The organism is Enterobacter cloacae complex sp. 677-3DZ2D5B (assembly GCF_004136695.1).
Taxonomy (GTDB): domain Bacteria; phylum Pseudomonadota; class Gammaproteobacteria; order Enterobacterales; family Enterobacteriaceae; genus Enterobacter; species Enterobacter hormaechei_C.
The window spans coordinates 208,800-223,999 of record NZ_QFLS01000010.1 but is presented as its reverse complement, the minus strand read 5'-3'; the positions used below and the strand labels follow the sequence as shown (position 1 = coordinate 223,999).

Below are 15,200 nucleotides of genomic sequence, written 5' to 3'. Positions count from 1 at the left end.
GAGGGAAGCTATGCGAATGACAGTACGCCGTTACCGGCGTCGTCGGACAGGAAGTGATTCACTGGGTTCTACGCACTCGCCTTTTGCTCTCCCATTTTTTGATCGTCTCGAATATTTGAGCCAGTCAATCAACCAGACCCGCAAAACCGATGCTCCCTTTATCATTCTGGTCACACAGGATAATTATTTCCGTTCCGGTTTTCTGAGCGGGCAGTCGCCCCTGAGCAATTGCTGCGACTATTCCACGCTGGATGCCGCTCTCAGTGATTTAAATCACTGGCCTTCATCGCGTCTGGTAGTTGACATTGAAAGCCGCGCCTCGCCGCTCATTGACCTGCTGGACCGATTACGCCGCCACAGCCTGTTCGCCCCCTACCTGACACCCTACCTGCTCGTCCGCGCCGATGATTATGATGCTCGCCTGTTTTGTAAAGCGGCTGGCCCTTTTCATGTGCTTGAACGCCAGCTTACGGCGTTGGCTATGCAACAAACCTTGCTGGAAGCACCGGCACCCGCCGGCAACCGCAAAGAGTGGTTTTCACGGGATGAATGGCCGATCTTACAGGCGCTGTCACAGGGTAGCTCCTTGCGTCAGATCGCGCAGTTACAGAACCGCCCATATAGCCGCATTATTTACCGTCTCAGCTGCATCCTGGCGAAACTTGGACTGAATCATCGTCATGAGTTGCTACATCTTCTCAACAACCTCTCAGATTTCACGTATTAACGTATTCAGTAACTTCTTAATTCCTAAAGACCTTTAGGAAATTACTTAGGAAAAATGTTAAATTTTTGTGTTTTTTAACAAAACTTTCGATTTTATAACTATTCCTAATTCTTGACCTTAAACCATGCGAAATGCTGCTGGTACGCTCAACGAGAGTGATTTTATCCATGCGTTAAGGTTCTGGCGCTTCCGTTAACAGGATGATAATGGTGTAAAAACAAGCGATTTACCTGTAAAAGAATGCGATGAGAGGTGAAGAAAACAGCAGATAGTGCTGTTCTGTTGTTGGGAACGGCAATTTGCCAGGAGACGTTTGAAACGGAGAGATGACGCACGAAATGGCGGATTTCAGGGATGGCGGGCAGGCGGGATGCTGATTGTCACAGTCCGCTCACTATTAACATTAATTTAACATACAGTAAAATCGTTTATTTTTTGTTATTACATAAAGATGAAAGTGTGTGGTAAATGCAATATCAGGACATTTTTGCTAATTTTAAAAAGTTAGTGATTCAGATCCAGAACATAATAATCAGCAATATATGGATATTAATTTACAGGCTTTTCGGACAATACTTAAACGGTATAATAAGACGTGTTTGACACGCGAATAAGAAAAATCATTTTGCCATAACCAGCCTTATGAGATAACTGCGCTGAGGCATTGATATCACCACTACGTAAACAAGGATGCTTTCGCTCTTCCCAGGGACATTTACCGTACAAGGATCTGCGCAATTATCCTTCCGGCTTTTCGAGAGTTTTAACAAAACTCAGCATAACGCTTTTAACAATCTGAGGCATAAAAAATGAAACCGGCATCCGTTATCATTATGGACGAACACCCTATCGTCAGAATGTCGATAGAAGTCCTGCTACAGAAAAATAAAAACATCCAGGTCAAACTGAAGTCAGGCGACAGCCACGAAGTGCTTGACTGTATACGCAACCACCCCATTGACCTGGTCATTCTCGATATTGAAATGACGGGCACGGATGGGTTCGTATTACTGAAAAGAATCAGGAACTTAAATAAAGACATTAAGGTTCTTTTCCTCTCTTCAAAATCTGAAGCCTTCTACGCAGGACGCGCCATCCGCGCCGGGGCAAATGGTTTTGTCAGTAAGCGAAAAGATCTGGGGGAAATTTATAACGCGGTGGAAATGATACTGACGGGCTATTCTTTCTTCCCTTCAGAAACATTAAGTTTTATAAACCATCTGGGGTCGCGGACGGGCGCCGCTGTGGATATGCCATTATCGAATCGTGAAGTGACGGTTCTGCGATATCTGGCGAACGGATTATCTAATAAGGAGATTGCGGATCAATTATTACTTAGCAACAAAACAATTAGTGCCCATAAGTCTAATATCTTTTCCAAGCTGGGCGTGCAAAGTATCGTTGAATTAATTGATTACGCGAAAGCGCACGAATTACTGTAATCCCTCTCTCTCCCTGCAACATATAATCGTCACAGGGAGAGTGGATACGATTAATTATAATTGATCATGAACGTTGCATCGGCGTCAGCCCGGCCCGGCTGCGGATTATCCGCCGTGGCGATATAATTGGCATAAAACGACAGTTCTGCATTTCCCTGCGCATCCACCGCCACCGTCTGGCTGGCCTGCTGCAACGCGAGGCGCGTTTTATCCCGGTCAAGGATCTCCACGGCCACGTTGCTGGCCGCGCTGGCATCATTCAGCGCCAGCAGGCTGTTATCATGCCCGTCCATCTTCCCCGTAAATGTGACCGAAGCTGCCCCCGGCGGGCATCCGGTCAGCTTCAGGGTGAACGGCACAGGCTGCGTCCGGCTCCCCGTTGTGCGGAGCTGTTTCGTGGGCCAGGTGCCGAGCGTGACGGTTTTATTGCTGTCGTCCCCCTCCGCCACGCAGGTAAAATCCACGATATTGCCGTAGAGCTGAATGTTAATTTCCCCAAGCGCCGTCTCTGCGTGTGCAGGGGAGCAAAGCGCAAAGAGCGCGACGGCTAAATACCGTATTCCGTTTCGCATATCTGCTCCTTAGTCGTAGTCGACGCGTAAATAGCCGCGAGAGGTAAAACGCCCCTCGGCAGGTTTTTTACCGGTCACGCTGACGGGCCACGCGCGGATCCCCACCTGTGCCTGAGCGCTGTCGTCCAGACGGAACGGGATTTTGCTGGTCAGGTTGTTGGGCGTCAGCGGCACGCCATTACTGTTGGCAATCACAAAACCCACATCCGCGTTATCGGAAACCAGCGTACTGCCTGAAACCTTCTCCGCTTCAACACGCATCGTGAGCATGGCGTTCGCCTCGACGTTGGTGCATTTTATGCCGATGGTTTTGCTTTGCGCTGAGATCCCCTCCGGCTTATTCCCGATGCCCGCTTTACTGAACAGGGAGGCGCCGATGTCTCCGAAATCGAACTCCACCACATTCCCGGCATTAATTTCACAGCTCTGAGGCACCTGAATGGTCCCGCTGTAGCTGATGGTATAAACCGGCGTGGTGAGCGGATCCGAGGAGGTCGTGGTGACGTAAACCCGGAACATGGTCGCCCGGGGGATCACCACCATATTGATAAAGCGTCGGGTCACCTTAAGCCGAAAGACGAGGCTGGAATCCTGTACACCAAACGGTTTGTTTTTAGACACGTTCGGATGGCTCCCCATCTGAATGTACTTTCTGGGTGGATAGAAGGTGCCAGCGTAGCTGTCGGTGATTTTCATCGCTCCGTCCAGATAGTCGTTAAGCTTCAGATACTGGTAACCATCGCTGGTGCCCGTGACCGGGAAATCGGTAACATAGCTGCGCTTGGTGGTGTTCCCGGACGTTCCCTTGGGACAGACGGCGTTAACACCCACCCACTGAGACTTCTCGCTGAGTGTGACAATCTGCCCCACCTGGTTATTGGAGCTGTTGAATTTATCCGTCAGGTCGTAATACACCTCCGTCGGCACGCCATTTTCATTGACGCAGACGGTGGCGAACGCCTGAGATAGCGGCAAAAATGCCAGCAGGGATAGCCCCAGATAATGGATTTTATTCACAGCGGATCCCCTTAAGTGTGATCGCCTGTTGCAGGCTCTGTTCTGGCAGGCTGTAGGGCGCACGACACTGGGACTGCTTCCCGTCTCCCCACTGAATCAGCAGCTCCCCGCTCAGTGGCAGCCCGCTCAGGTAAATCTGACCGTCATCTCCCACCATGCTGGTTACGCCGCTCTGCGTCTCACGCACCACCGCCCCAAACGGCACAGGCTGGTTATCACGCTTAACGGTGAGCAACGCGCGCACGCCGATGCGGGTGTCAAAACTGGCGCGCACCAGCGCACCGTTCGTCGGCACGACGCTGGAAACGTTATTTTCAATGTCGGTGTTGTTGCTCATGGTGTTAGTGTCGAGCGCCACGCGGTTGTAACGGTACACCGTGGCGTACGGCATCACCGCATAGCCACGCCAGTCTGTTTTGACGCCGGTCTGGTTTTCGACGCTCACGCCTGACGCGCCCGGCGCTTTGATCAAGACGTTGGTATCGCCCAGCGGCTGACTGAATGTGATGCCGTCTGAATGCCCTACCACACCGCCGGAAAGCTGCCAGTTGAGGTCGTGCTGATCCCGCGTGTAGTTGTAGCCCACGCCCAGCGTACCGTACGTTGCCTGCCAGTTAGCGCTGGCGCTGCCGCTGGCACCGTTATTGCTGGTGTGGCCCTGCGTAACGCTGTAGTTCAGGTTACGATCTTTTAGCAGCGTTCCGCTGATCCCGGTCTGCCAGCTGGTATCACCGTCGCTGTTACGGCTGGCAGAGGCCGTGGCATAGGCCCGGTCGATCGCGTTATCGCGACGGTAGCCGTGACGGGTGAACAGGCTGAACGGGACGGAGACGTTGAACGAGGCGATCCGGTCGGTTCCATCAATGCCGACGGCCTTGTTCCACGACCAGGATAAGGCGTAGCTGACCCCTTTCATCCCGCCCGCGTAGCCAAGCTGATACCAGACGTTGGATTCGCTGGTGCCCCAGTAACTTTGCTGGCTGCCCGACACGTACACCGAGCCGTAATCGCCAAGAGACTGGGAGATATTGAGCTGGAAACGCCCTTTTTTATTCAGCGTCAGGTTGTGATAGCTCTGCACGTCCGGCACGCCGTCATCGTCCTGATCGTCGCCATACTGGTAGCCTTCCATTGTGCGCCAGGCCACATCGTCGAGGGTGTAGAAGCCTTTGGTCGAGTAGCGATAGCCCAGCAGCTGAAAGTTGGTGCCGAATCCGTTAAGGGATTTTGCGTACAGGAACCGCAGGGACTGCCCTTCATGGCGGCTATCATCGGCAAGCTGGCTGCGGGCATGGGTGAGATCAAGTGAAACCGCCCCCCAGTCACCGAGGTTTTTACCCGCGCCAATGGCGATGGCGGTATAGCGCGAGGCCAGCTGCGTTCCGCCGTACAGCGTGTAGCCGTCGGCAAGACCCGCAATCATCGTACCCTGAGTAAAGAACGGCGTGTCCTGCTCGCTGTTGCCGCTGCGATAGTCCCCTGCCACCAGATCGTATTTCCAGCGTCCTTCACGCTGGAGCAGAGGAACGGTGGAATACGGGACGGTGTAGCGCTGCTGGCTGCCGTCCTTCTCTTCCACCGTCACCTCCAGGTCACCGCTTGAGGAGGTCGGGTTAAGATCAGTTATCGCAAAAGCCCCCGGCTGCACATAGCTCTGGTAAATCACGTATCCGTTCTGGCGGATCACCACTTTGGCAGGGGTGCGGGCGATTCCGCGCACGGTAGGCGCGTAACCTTGCAGACTGTCCGGGTACATACTGTCGGACGAATAGAGGCGACCACCGCGAAAACCGACGCTGTCGAAGACATCGTTTCCGGTGTTGCTGTCGCCAAGCACCAGCTCGCTTTTCAGCGGGATGATCGTACGCTGCGCCCAGGTACCAATATTTTGCCAGCTGCTGTGCCGCTGGCCGTTGCTTTCGGTATAACGCCACGCGCCGTTATTGCGTAATCGCCAGGCGCCATAGTTCAACCCGCTTTGTAGGTTCAGATAGTAGCTGTCGTCGTCGCTGCCCCGGTTGCCGGTAAAGCTGTAGTTCAGCAGCGCGGCAGGGATGCCTTCATCCCACTGTTCAGGCGGAATATATCCGCGGGCGCTGTTTTGCATCGCCACCTGAGGCAGGCTGACGTTCAGGCGCAACGAGGCGAAGTTGAACGCCGCTTCGCTGCCCGGAATAGCCGTGGTGAGCGGAACGCAGGTATCGCCCTGCACGTTGCTCAGTTCCGGGAAGGCGGCGATATTGACGCCAAAGCGATCGAGCATCGCGCGCGTAATGCACGGCGACAAACCGCCTGCGACCGGCGGCGTGTTGTCAGCTTGCTCAAACCGCACGTCCTGCGTGCCGATAAACTCATCGTTACGCCAGATATCGACGCGATAGACGCCCGGTGCCTGCTGGTGGCCTTTTTCAAAACGCGACAAATCCGCGACGTTCGCCGTGTCATCGGAGAGAAACGCCGGGTTAAAGTAGCTTTCGCCCCAGCCAGCGAGTGGCCAGAGCGTTGCCATCAGTGCCAGCGCAACCGGGCAGTAACGCCATTGAGTGTTCATCGCCCTGTCTCTGCTCACAGGCTGACGCTACGCGCCGGCGTAATGGCGCCATAGTCATTCACACTCTGCCAGGAGAGCGTGCCGCTCGTAGCGGCAGGCAGCACCTGCTGCGCCGAGCTTTTAGGAGCAACCATCAGGTTATCCAGCGTCTGTCCGCCGAGCTTCAGATTGACCAGCGTGACGTAATACGGTGAGGCATTGCTCACCTTAAGATGGTTGCCGACGCGCTCAAAGCGCAGCTGTGAGAGCGCCTCTTCCGGCGGCATCGCCAGGTTAGCCGGGCGAACAAACAGCTTGATACGTGACAGAATAGCCAGTTGCAGGACGTTGTTGCCGTCCTGATGTTTTTTGCTGACGGAGGGAATCGCTTTGACGTTCATGTAAAAGAGCGATTCGCGATCGGCAGGCAGCGCCGGGCCTGCGTAGATAATGCGCAGGGTGTTTTCGCTGGCCGGCTCGCTGACAAACAGCGGCGGCGTGACGGCAAAGGTTTTTTCCTTTTGCCCGTTGGCATTTTCTATCCACGCGTTAATTAAATAGCGCTCTTGTTTATTGCTGTTGGTGATCGCCAGCGACGTTTGTTTGGCATCGGCCGGATAAATAACGCGCGTCGCACCCAGCGCAATTCCGCCGGACGCATTCGTGCTGGCAGAAACCATCATCAAAATAAAAGATAAAAACAGTCCAGGTTTAATCAGGGTGTTCATCACAACCGTACCTTTAATAATTAGTTCGCAGGCGTCAGGGATAAATCAACGTAAACCAGACATTCGACTGAATAGTGCCTGGTACAAGGTGTTCGGAAATTGCCCGGTAGCGGGCGCTGAAATGAAATACCAGCTCGCGGGTGTTAATGGGTAACCAGCTCACCGCCGTCGCGTTCGGGATGATCTGACGTTGCTGTTCGTCAAAAAGCGCCAGCCCGACACCACTGCTGACCGCATTTTCCCCCGGCCGCGATGTCGCCAGGAAAACCTGCGGGTCTTCTGCCGGTGTCACTCCCTGGAACTGGATCCCCACGGTGCGGGAGACGTCCACGCTGCAATCCAGCAGACGTACGGTGAAAGGCACATTAACCGTGGAAAAGCTGCCGACGCCGGAAAAGGCGTTTGTGCGGTATTGCCCCATATCCACGCGCATATTCTGGCTGTCCGGGGCCACGGCGCAGCCGCCGTTAACCAGCTCTCCCCTGAGGTGTACTTTGCCGCCGTCAATAACCACGGTATGTGCGTTTACCGCTGGGGCAATCGCAAGGGCGCACAGCAGTATCCCAGTCCTTGTCATCCTTCGCTCCCGGTATAGGCGATCAAAAGACCTCTTCCCTGAGGCCAGCCACATCCCTGTACTCAGGCATTACTCGTATTTCATTACGAATGTTGCGTCCGCGTTTGCCTGGCCTGGCTCGGTGGTCGCCGCCGTGGCTTTATAGCGCGCGGTGAAGTTCAGGGTGTTAGTCCCTTCAATCAGGTTCTGCGCCGCAGAGAAGGTTGCGCCGTCCGGGGTCAGCGTGGAGGATTTGCTGTCGAGGATCTCAATACCTACGCCCTTCGCGGAGTTGTCGTTGTTACCGGAGCTTACCGCCAGCAGCGTTTTGTCGGTGGCGTCGATCTGGCCGGTAAACGCGACAGCAGCGGTTTTCGCTACCGCAGGATCGCAGTCGTTCAGTTCGATGGTGAACGGAATATTGGAGGTGGTGTCACCCACTTTAGTGAATTTCGCGGTACGGTACTGGCCAAGATTAACCGTCTGCTCTGAAGAGTCAGTATTCACTGAACACGCGGCATTCACTAATTCACCTTTAAAATGCACCGTACCACCGTTTACAGATACAGGCGCTACCGGATCTTCTGCGTGAGCGGCACCCGCGACCAGGGCCAGAGTTGCAATAACAGTAGAAGCAATGTTGCTGAGTTTCATGTCTATTCCTTTAAAATGTAAATAACCCTTCCCGCGCATATTCGGGAATAAGAAATACGTTCAATTAAAAAATTGAAGGCTTATTTCGGAGAGGACAAAGTAGCTCAGGAATCTATTTTGTAATATGTCAAAACGCTGCCATTTAGCCAGGTCACATCCTAATCACCTCTAAGAAATTGACCATGCCCTGAGAAGGGATTTTGCGGGACATCGATGAAATCTCGTAAAGGGTGACTGACAGCGGCGCTCGCTTCTGACAAAATACAGGCAATCCCCCCTTTCTAACGTTACAGACGGAATCTTCTCTCTGATGGCAGCAAAGATTATTGACGGTAAAACGATTGCGCAGCAGGTGCGCTCTGAGGTTGCGGAAAAAGTGAAGGCGCGTAAAGCCGCCGGATTTCGCGCCCCCGGGCTGGCCGTTGTGCTGGTTGGCAGCAACCCGGCTTCGCAAATTTATGTCGGCAGCAAACGCAAAGCGTGTGAAGAGGTGGGGTTCGTCTCCCGCTCTTACGATCTGCCGGAAACCACCAGCGAAGCGGAACTGCTGGAATTGATCGACACCCTGAATGCCGATAAAGAGATCGACGGTATCCTGGTTCAGCTGCCGCTGCCTGCGGGCATCGACAACGTGAAGGTGCTGGAGCGTATCGCGCCGGACAAAGACGTTGACGGTTTCCATCCGTATAACGTAGGCCGCCTGTGCCAGCGCGCGCCGCGCCTGCGTCCATGCACCCCGCGCGGCATCGTGACGCTGCTGGAGCGTTATAACATCGATACCTATGGCCTGAACGCCGTGGTGATTGGCGCCTCCAACATCGTGGGCCGTCCGATGAGCATGGAGCTGCTGCTGGCGGGCTGCACCACCACCGTCACCCACCGCTTCACCAAAAACCTGCGTCATCACGTCGAAAACGCCGATCTGCTGATCGTTGCGGTCGGCAAGCCGGGCTTTATTCCGGGCGAGTGGATCAAAGAGGGCGCAATCGTCGTGGACGTGGGTATTAACCGCCTGGAAAACGGCAAAGTGGTTGGCGACGTGGTGTATGAAGATGCCGCAGCGCGCGCATCCTATATTACTCCGGTCCCGGGCGGCGTTGGCCCGATGACGGTAGCAACACTGATTCAGAATACCTTGCAGGCGTGCGAGGAGTATCACGACGTAGAGGACGCGTAATCATGGCAACTTTTTCTTTAGGTAAACACCCGCACGTTGAGCTGTGCGATCTGCTGAAGCTGGAAGGCTGGAGCGAAAGCGGCGCGCAGGCGAAAATCGTCATCGCCGACGGGCAGGTAACAGTAGACGGCGCGGTGGAAACCCGCAAGCGCTGCAAAATTGTCGCGGGTCAGACCGTGAGCTTCGCAGGTCAGAGCGTGACCGTGACGGCCTGAGCTGTCTGATGCCCTCACCCTAACCCTCTCCCACAGGGAGAGGGGATAAACATCCCCTCACACCCATCACGGTTAATTATCGATCAACTTCAAATAATCACTATTCCCTCTGGCGAAATGTGAAATTTAAGTTGCGCGATTTTCAGACTTTCCCCACGATAAGTAGAACGTTCTACTAAAACGTTCTACTTACAATAACAGCGCAAAAAAAGCGCTACTCGGGGGAAATCAGCATGAGCCTGATATCAGGGTTTGTTAAATCGCTGTCTAAGTTATCGATGATTGGTCGCGCCTTAATGCTGCCAATTTCACTGCTTCCCGCTGCGGGCCTGTTGCTGGCCTTCGGCGATAAGTTCCACTTGCCGCTGATGATGAACGCAGGCGGGGTTATCTTTGATAACCTGCCAATGCTCTTCGCCATCGGCTCTGCCGTCGGACTGGCTTCGGAATCCGGCATTGCCGCTCTCTCTGCGGCGGTCTCCGTGTTTGTCACTAACATCACCATCAGCACCGTGCTGAGCATTACGCCGGAAATGGCCTCCCAGGGCGGGAAATACGCCATGGTCGTCGGCATTCCGACGTTACAGATGGGCGTCTTTGGCGGCCTGATCTGCGGTATTCTTGCGGCCTGGTGTTACAACCGCTTCCACACCATGCAGCTGCCGGAATTCCTCGGCTTCTTCTCCGGCAAGCGCTTTGTGGCGATTGCGACGGCGTTTCTGTCGTTCCTGCTCGGCCTGCTGCTGCCGTACGTCTGGCAGCATATTCAGTCCGGCATCGACGCCCTGTCCGTGGTGGTGAACGGCGATAACCAGGCGGCCTCGACCTTTATCTTCGGGCTGGTGGAGCGCGCGCTGATCCCGCTCGGCCTGCACCACATCTGGTATCCCTCCTTCTGGTATTCGTTCGGGGATTACACTACCCAGGCGGGTCAGGTGATCCACGGCGACCAGACCATCTGGTTCAAGATGCTGGAAGAGGGAGTGAAATCCTTCAGCAGCGACACCTACCAGAACGCCGGGAAATTCATGCAGGGCGAGTTCCCGCTGATGCTGTTCGCACTGCCCGCGGCGTGTCTGGCGATGTACCACGAAGCGCACACGAAGAATAAGAAAATCGCGGCCGGTATTCTCTTCTCCGCCGCCCTCACCTGCTTCCTGACGGGCATCACCGAGCCGGTAGAGTTCACCTTTATCTTCGTGGCGCCGATCCTTTACGTCTTCAACGCCATCATGGCAGGCCTGGCGTACATGACCATGTACCTGCTGCATGCGCATATCGCCAAGTCGTTCTCGGCGGGCTTTATCGACTACCTGTCGTTCGGGATCCTGCCGTCGTTTAACGGCTATCAGACCAACTTCCTGAGCGCCATTATCGTCGGCATTCCGATGGCATTAATCTACTACTTCACCTTCCGCTTCGTGATCCGCCGTTTCGACGTGAAAACGCCGGGCCGCACCGAAGTGACCGCCAGCGCGAATGACAAGTCCGATTCCGAACTTGCCACCGAAATCATCGGCCTGCTGGGCGGTGCGCAGAACATTGATTCCGTCGGCTCCTGCATCACGCGTCTGCGTCTGGAAGTGGCGAAGAGCGAAGCGGTGGACCGGGACGGGCTGAACGGGCTTGGCGCGCGCGGCGTGGTGTTCGTGGGCGATAACGGGATACAGGTGATTTTCGGGGCCAGAGCACAGTTTATCGCCCAGACGATGTCCACGATGATTGGCAAATAATAAGATGCCTGAAGGAGGCGTCTCCTGTACGCTGGGGGTCGCCTCTTATCTGGCTGATAATCGGTAAATTTCAGGGAGCGGTTTTGAAGAAAGTCAGCATCATTGATGTCGCAAAGCATGCGGGCGTGTCGGTTTCTACCGTTTCGCTGGTGCTGCGCCAGAAAGGGAAGATCTCAGAGGCGACGATCGGGAAGGTCAATGCCGCCATCACAACGCTGGGCTATGTTCATAACGTCGCCGCTGCCAATCTTCGCGCCAACACCTCCAACTTAATCGGCCTGATCCTGCGCGACTTCAGCGACAGCTTTTCCATCAAGGTGATGGCGAGTATCGTTCAGGAGCTGGAGAAGCAGGGTTATATGGTTTTTCTCGGCCAGCCGCTGAATGACGGCGAACATCTTGAGCGTACCCTGCTCTCGTTTAAGCAGCAGGGCGTGGCGGGCGTCATCTACCTGGCGTCGGACACCCGCACCGCCTCTCTCCCGGAACACATTCGCCACTGCCCGCTGCCGCTTGTGGCGGTTTCGCAGTCGTTGCTGGAAGAGAAATGCAATCTGGTGATGCGCGATAACCGCCAGGCGGCGAACCTGGCCGCGCGTTATCTTATCGAACGCGGGCACCGCACCATCGCCTATATTGGCGGGCGCGACGGGTGCCGTATCCGCGAGCAGCGCCTGCTCGGTTTTCGCAGCGCGATGACGCAGAACGGTCTGATCTGGCGTGAGGAATATTCTCCAGCCTGCACCGATGACACGCAGGCGGCGGCCATGGCGACTCGCCAGCTGCTGGAGAAGAACAACACGATTACCGCCCTGCTCTGCCATTCACCGGACGCGATGATCGGTTCGATCTCAGGTATTCACCAGGTGGGGCGCACGGTGGGTAAAGACGTGTTTTTAACCCAGCAGGTGGCGCTGATTGGTTTTGAAGATATGCTCCACGTTAATCTCACGTCGCCGTCACTGACTTACGTTTCGTCTGCCAGCGAAGAGACCGGCCGCCAGGCGGCAGGGCTGATGATCCGCAGGCTGAAAGAGCCGGACCTGCAAACGCAGCGCATAACCCTCTCCGGGCAGCTTATCGCGCGGGAATCGGCGTAAAATCAGAATTTAGCATGGGTCTTTTAGCGCGAGATGACTGCTATATTTCCATGATTTGCCATGGATAAATGCAATGCCTACCGTTATCACCCACGCTGCCGTACCTCTGTGTCTGGGCTTAGGGCTCGGAACCAACGTCATCCCACCCCGCCTGCTGTTTGCCGGGATCGTCCTCGCCATGCTGCCCGATGCCGACGTACTGGCGTTTAAATTCGGTGTTGCCTACGGGAATATTTTCGGCCATCGCGGTTTCACTCATTCGCTACTGTTTGCCCTGGTGGTGCCGATACTCTGCGTGCTGGCAGGCCGACGATGGTTCAGGGCCAGCGTGATGCGCTGCTGGCTGTTTTTAACCGTGTCATTGCTGTCGCACAGCCTGCTGGATTCGATCACCACCGGCGGGAAAGGCGTCGGCTGGCTGTGGCCGTGGTCAGATGAGCGCTTCTTTGCGCCGTGGCAGGTGATCAAGGTCGCGCCGTTTGCGCTGTCACGCTATACCACGCCGTACGGGCATCAGGTAATCATTTCAGAACTGCTGTGGGTGTGGCTGCCGGGGATGGTGCTGATGGGGTTGCTGTGGTGGCGAAAACGTGCGCGCTGATGCCCTCACCCCGGCCCTCTCCCACGTAGAGAGGGAGAAAACCTAACAATTCCCTCTCCCTGTGGGAGAGGGTTAGAGTGAGGAGAAAATTACTTACGACGCCAGGTGGTTCCCTGCGGGCCATCTTCCAGAATAATGCCCATCTCGGTCAGACGGTTACGCGCCGCATCTGCCGCCGCCCAGTCTTTCGCCTGACGCGCTTCGAAACGTGCTTTAATCAGTGCTTCAATTTCCGCCACTTCACCGTCGTCCGCCTGCGCGCCGCTTTGCAGGAACAGGTCCGGCTCCTGCTCCAGCAGGCCGAGCACGGAAGAGAGCTTACGCAGATGAGACGCCAGCGCATTGGCCGCCGCCATATCTTCTGACTTCAGGCGGTTCACCTCACGCGCCATGTCGAACAGCACGGAGTAGGCTTCCGGGGTGTTGAAGTCGTCGTTCATCACCTCAACGAAGCGGGCTTCGAACGCCTCGCCGCCTGCGGCCGGAACAGACTTGTCGGTGCCGCGCAGTGCGGTATACAGACGCTCCAGCGCAGCGCGCGCCTGCTTCAGGTTCTCTTCGCTGTAGTTCAGCTGGCTGCGATAGTGGCCAGACATCAGGAAGTAGCGCACGGTTTCCGCGTCGTAATACTTCAGCACGTCGCGCACGGTAAAGAAGTTGCCCAGCGATTTCGACATCTTCTCGCGGTCAACCATCACCATCCCGGAGTGCATCCAGTAGTTCACGTACTCGCCGCCGTGAGCACAGGTGGACTGCGCGATTTCGTTTTCGTGGTGCGGGAACATCAGGTCTGAACCGCCGCCGTGGATGTCGAAATGGTTGCCCAGCTGTTTGCAGTTCATCGCGGAACATTCAATGTGCCAGCCCGGACGCCCTTCGCCCCACGGGGATGGCCAGCTCGGTTCGCCCGCTTTGGACATCTTCCACAGCACGAAGTCCATCGGATTACGCTTCACGTCAACCACGTCCACGCGCGCACCGGCCTGGAGCTGGTCCAGATCCTGGCGGGAAAGCGCACCGTAGGTTGGGTCCGTCGGCACCGAGAACATCACATCGCCGTTGTCCGCCACATAGGCGTGACCGCGCTCGATCAGCTTTTGGGTGATATCAATGATTTCATGGATATGGTGGGTCGCACGCGGCTCGCTGTCCGGGCGCAGAATATTTAAGGCGTCAAAATCCTTGTGCATTTCGGCGATCATGCGATCCACCAGCGCGACAAAGCTTTCGCCATTTTCATTAGCACGTTTAATGATTTTGTCGTCGATGTCGGTGATATTGCGCACATACTTCAGGTTGTAGCCCAGGAAGCGCAGGTAGCGTGACACCACGTCGAACGCGACAAAGGTACGGCCATGGCCGATGTGACAGAGATCGTAAACCGTAATACCACACACGTACATGCCGACTTCCCCGGCATGGATAGGTTTAAATTCCTCTTTTTGGCGCGTCATTGTATTAAAGATTTTTAACATCGAAGATTCCATGTAAACACGTGTGTGGATTGTTTGTTCCTTATAATACCCATAATTCGGAGTACGGTCAGCACACAATGCAAGGTGATCGTGTCCTGTGGTTATGCTATAACAAGCCCCTATATGTGACCCGAGCACGGGTCGACGCACCACAATAACGGAACAGGATGCAAAAATGGTTACTTTCCACACTAATCATGGCGATATCGTAATCAAAACCTTTGATGACAAAGCGCCTGAAACAGTTAAAAACTTCCTGGACTACTGCCGCGAAGGTTTCTACAACAACACTATTTTCCACCGTGTGATCAACGGCTTTATGATCCAGGGCGGCGGTTTCGAGCCTGGCATGCGCCAGAAAGAGACGAAAGAAGCGATCAAAAACGAAGCGAACAACGGCCTGAAAAACACCCGTGGTACGCTGGCAATGGCCCGTACTCAGGCGCCACATTCTGCAACCGCACAGTTCTTCATCAACGTAGCGGACAACGACTTCCTGAACTTCTCTGGCGAAAGTCTGCAAGGCTGGGGCTACTGCGTATTCGCAGAAGTGGTTGAAGGGATGGACGTGGTCGACAAGATCAAAGCCGTTTCTACTGGCCGCAGCGGTATGCACCAGGACGTTCCTAAAGAAGACGTTGTGATTACAAGCGTGACCGTCAGCGAGTAATTC

General features: G+C 55.0%; 15 protein-coding genes. 8 read left to right on the top strand and 7 right to left on the bottom strand.

What is annotated here, in order from left to right; genetic code table 11:
* Positions 1–10: 10 nt before the first annotated feature.
* Positions 11–727 carry a response regulator transcription factor gene (locus tag DD597_RS16960; protein ID WP_022650524.1) on the top strand — a complete coding sequence of 239 codons (717 nt, stop codon included), beginning with the start codon at positions 11–13 and terminating at the stop codon, positions 725–727.
* Positions 728–1,536: 809 nt separating this feature from the next.
* Positions 1,537–2,169 (top strand): fimbria biosynthesis transcriptional regulator FimZ, encoded by a 633-nt coding sequence (gene fimZ / locus DD597_RS16955; RefSeq protein ID WP_003858901.1) that lies wholly within the window; start codon positions 1,537–1,539, stop codon positions 2,167–2,169.
* A gap of 50 nt (positions 2,170–2,219) precedes the next feature.
* Here fimZ and sfmF read toward each other — a convergent pair whose 3' ends face one another.
* The 6 genes from sfmF to fimA all read right to left on the bottom strand — a co-directional run bounded on the left by sfmF (position 2,220) and on the right by fimA (position 8,226).
* Positions 2,220–2,741 (bottom strand): fimbria assembly protein, encoded by a 522-nt coding sequence (gene sfmF / locus DD597_RS16950; protein ID WP_023315556.1) that lies wholly within the window; start codon positions 2,739–2,741, stop codon positions 2,220–2,222.
* A gap of 9 nt (positions 2,742–2,750) precedes the next feature.
* The gene (fimH, locus tag DD597_RS16945) at positions 2,751–3,758 is read right to left on the bottom strand and encodes a type 1 fimbria D-mannose specific adhesin FimH (RefSeq protein ID WP_003858903.1); all 1,008 of its coding nucleotides are present in this window, start codon (positions 3,756–3,758) and stop codon (positions 2,751–2,753) included.
* Complete coding sequence (locus tag DD597_RS16940; protein WP_129256417.1) at positions 3,751–6,309, bottom strand: fimbrial biogenesis usher protein; 2,559 nt, start codon at positions 6,307–6,309, stop codon at positions 3,751–3,753. The genes fimH and DD597_RS16940 overlap by 8 nt, the downstream gene beginning before the upstream one ends.
* A 14-nt stretch (positions 6,310–6,323) precedes the next feature.
* Entirely contained in the window at positions 6,324–7,016 is a 693-nt protein-coding gene (gene fimC, locus DD597_RS16935; RefSeq protein ID WP_023315554.1) for a type 1 fimbria chaperone FimC, read from the bottom strand.
* A gap of 34 nt (positions 7,017–7,050) precedes the next feature.
* The gene (gene fimI, locus DD597_RS16930; RefSeq protein ID WP_003858910.1) at positions 7,051–7,593 is read right to left on the bottom strand and encodes a type 1 fimbrial protein subunit FimI; all 543 of its coding nucleotides are present in this window, start codon (positions 7,591–7,593) and stop codon (positions 7,051–7,053) included.
* Positions 7,594–7,662: 69 nt separating this feature from the next.
* Complete coding sequence (gene fimA / locus DD597_RS16925; protein WP_003858911.1) at positions 7,663–8,226, bottom strand: type 1 fimbrial major subunit FimA; 564 nt, start codon at positions 8,224–8,226, stop codon at positions 7,663–7,665.
* A 310-nt stretch (positions 8,227–8,536) separates the two neighbouring features.
* Between fimA and folD the strand changes: the two genes are divergently transcribed.
* From folD to DD597_RS16900, 5 genes are all read left to right on the top strand, one after another.
* A complete protein-coding gene (gene folD / locus DD597_RS16920; RefSeq protein ID WP_006809817.1) occupies positions 8,537–9,403 on the top strand; it encodes a bifunctional methylenetetrahydrofolate dehydrogenase/methenyltetrahydrofolate cyclohydrolase FolD in 867 nt (288 codons plus the stop codon).
* Positions 9,404–9,405: 2 nt separating this feature from the next.
* A complete protein-coding gene (gene ybcJ, locus DD597_RS16915) occupies positions 9,406–9,618 on the top strand; it encodes a ribosome-associated protein YbcJ (protein WP_022650521.1) in 213 nt (70 codons plus the stop codon).
* Between the two features lie 233 nt (positions 9,619–9,851).
* Positions 9,852–11,351 carry a PTS transporter subunit EIIC gene (locus DD597_RS16910; RefSeq protein ID WP_058659359.1) on the top strand — a complete coding sequence of 500 codons (1,500 nt, stop codon included), beginning with the start codon at positions 9,852–9,854 and terminating at the stop codon, positions 11,349–11,351.
* An 83-nt stretch (positions 11,352–11,434) separates the two neighbouring features.
* Positions 11,435–12,451, top strand: coding sequence for a Mal regulon transcriptional regulator MalI (gene malI / locus DD597_RS16905; RefSeq protein ID WP_022650520.1), 1,017 nt, complete (start codon positions 11,435–11,437; stop codon positions 12,449–12,451).
* A gap of 73 nt (positions 12,452–12,524) precedes the next feature.
* Entirely contained in the window at positions 12,525–13,052 is a 528-nt protein-coding gene (locus DD597_RS16900; RefSeq protein WP_045337208.1) for a metal-dependent hydrolase, read from the top strand.
* A gap of 89 nt (positions 13,053–13,141) precedes the next feature.
* Here the strand turns inward: DD597_RS16900 and cysS are convergent, their stop codons facing one another.
* Positions 13,142–14,527 carry a cysteine--tRNA ligase gene (cysS, locus tag DD597_RS16895; protein WP_045337209.1) on the bottom strand — a complete coding sequence of 462 codons (1,386 nt, stop codon included), beginning with the start codon at positions 14,525–14,527 and terminating at the stop codon, positions 13,142–13,144.
* 175 nt (positions 14,528–14,702) lie between these two features.
* On the opposite strand from cysS, the gene ppiB reads away from it, so the two are divergent.
* Positions 14,703–15,197 (top strand): peptidylprolyl isomerase B, encoded by a 495-nt coding sequence (ppiB, locus tag DD597_RS16890; protein WP_000256009.1) that lies wholly within the window; start codon positions 14,703–14,705, stop codon positions 15,195–15,197.
* Positions 15,198–15,200 lie beyond the last annotated feature (3 nt).

What these genes read in the sequence shown, in the direction of transcription:
- DD597_RS16960 (WP_022650524.1), top strand. Translation starts at nt 11, where the DNA reads ATGCGAATGACAGTACGCCGTTACCGGCGTCGTCGGACAGGAAGTGAT.
- fimZ (WP_003858901.1), top strand. Translation starts at nt 1,537, where the DNA reads ATGAAACCGGCATCCGTTATCATTATGGACGAACACCCTATCGTCAGA.
- sfmF (WP_023315556.1), bottom strand. Translation starts at nt 2,741, where the DNA reads ATGCGAAACGGAATACGGTATTTAGCCGTCGCGCTCTTTGCGCTTTGC.
- DD597_RS16940 (WP_129256417.1), bottom strand. Translation starts at nt 6,309, where the DNA reads ATGAACACTCAATGGCGTTACTGCCCGGTTGCGCTGGCACTGATGGCA.
- fimC (WP_023315554.1), bottom strand. Translation starts at nt 7,016, where the DNA reads ATGAACACCCTGATTAAACCTGGACTGTTTTTATCTTTTATTTTGATG.
- fimI (WP_003858910.1), bottom strand. Translation starts at nt 7,593, where the DNA reads ATGACAAGGACTGGGATACTGCTGTGCGCCCTTGCGATTGCCCCAGCG.
- fimA (WP_003858911.1), bottom strand. Translation starts at nt 8,226, where the DNA reads ATGAAACTCAGCAACATTGCTTCTACTGTTATTGCAACTCTGGCCCTG.
- folD (WP_006809817.1), top strand. Translation starts at nt 8,537, where the DNA reads ATGGCAGCAAAGATTATTGACGGTAAAACGATTGCGCAGCAGGTGCGC.
- ybcJ (WP_022650521.1), top strand. Translation starts at nt 9,406, where the DNA reads ATGGCAACTTTTTCTTTAGGTAAACACCCGCACGTTGAGCTGTGCGAT.
- DD597_RS16910 (WP_058659359.1), top strand. Translation starts at nt 9,852, where the DNA reads ATGAGCCTGATATCAGGGTTTGTTAAATCGCTGTCTAAGTTATCGATG.
- DD597_RS16900 (WP_045337208.1), top strand. Translation starts at nt 12,525, where the DNA reads ATGCCTACCGTTATCACCCACGCTGCCGTACCTCTGTGTCTGGGCTTA.
- cysS (WP_045337209.1), bottom strand. Translation starts at nt 14,527, where the DNA reads ATGTTAAAAATCTTTAATACAATGACGCGCCAAAAAGAGGAATTTAAA.
- ppiB (WP_000256009.1), top strand. Translation starts at nt 14,703, where the DNA reads ATGGTTACTTTCCACACTAATCATGGCGATATCGTAATCAAAACCTTT.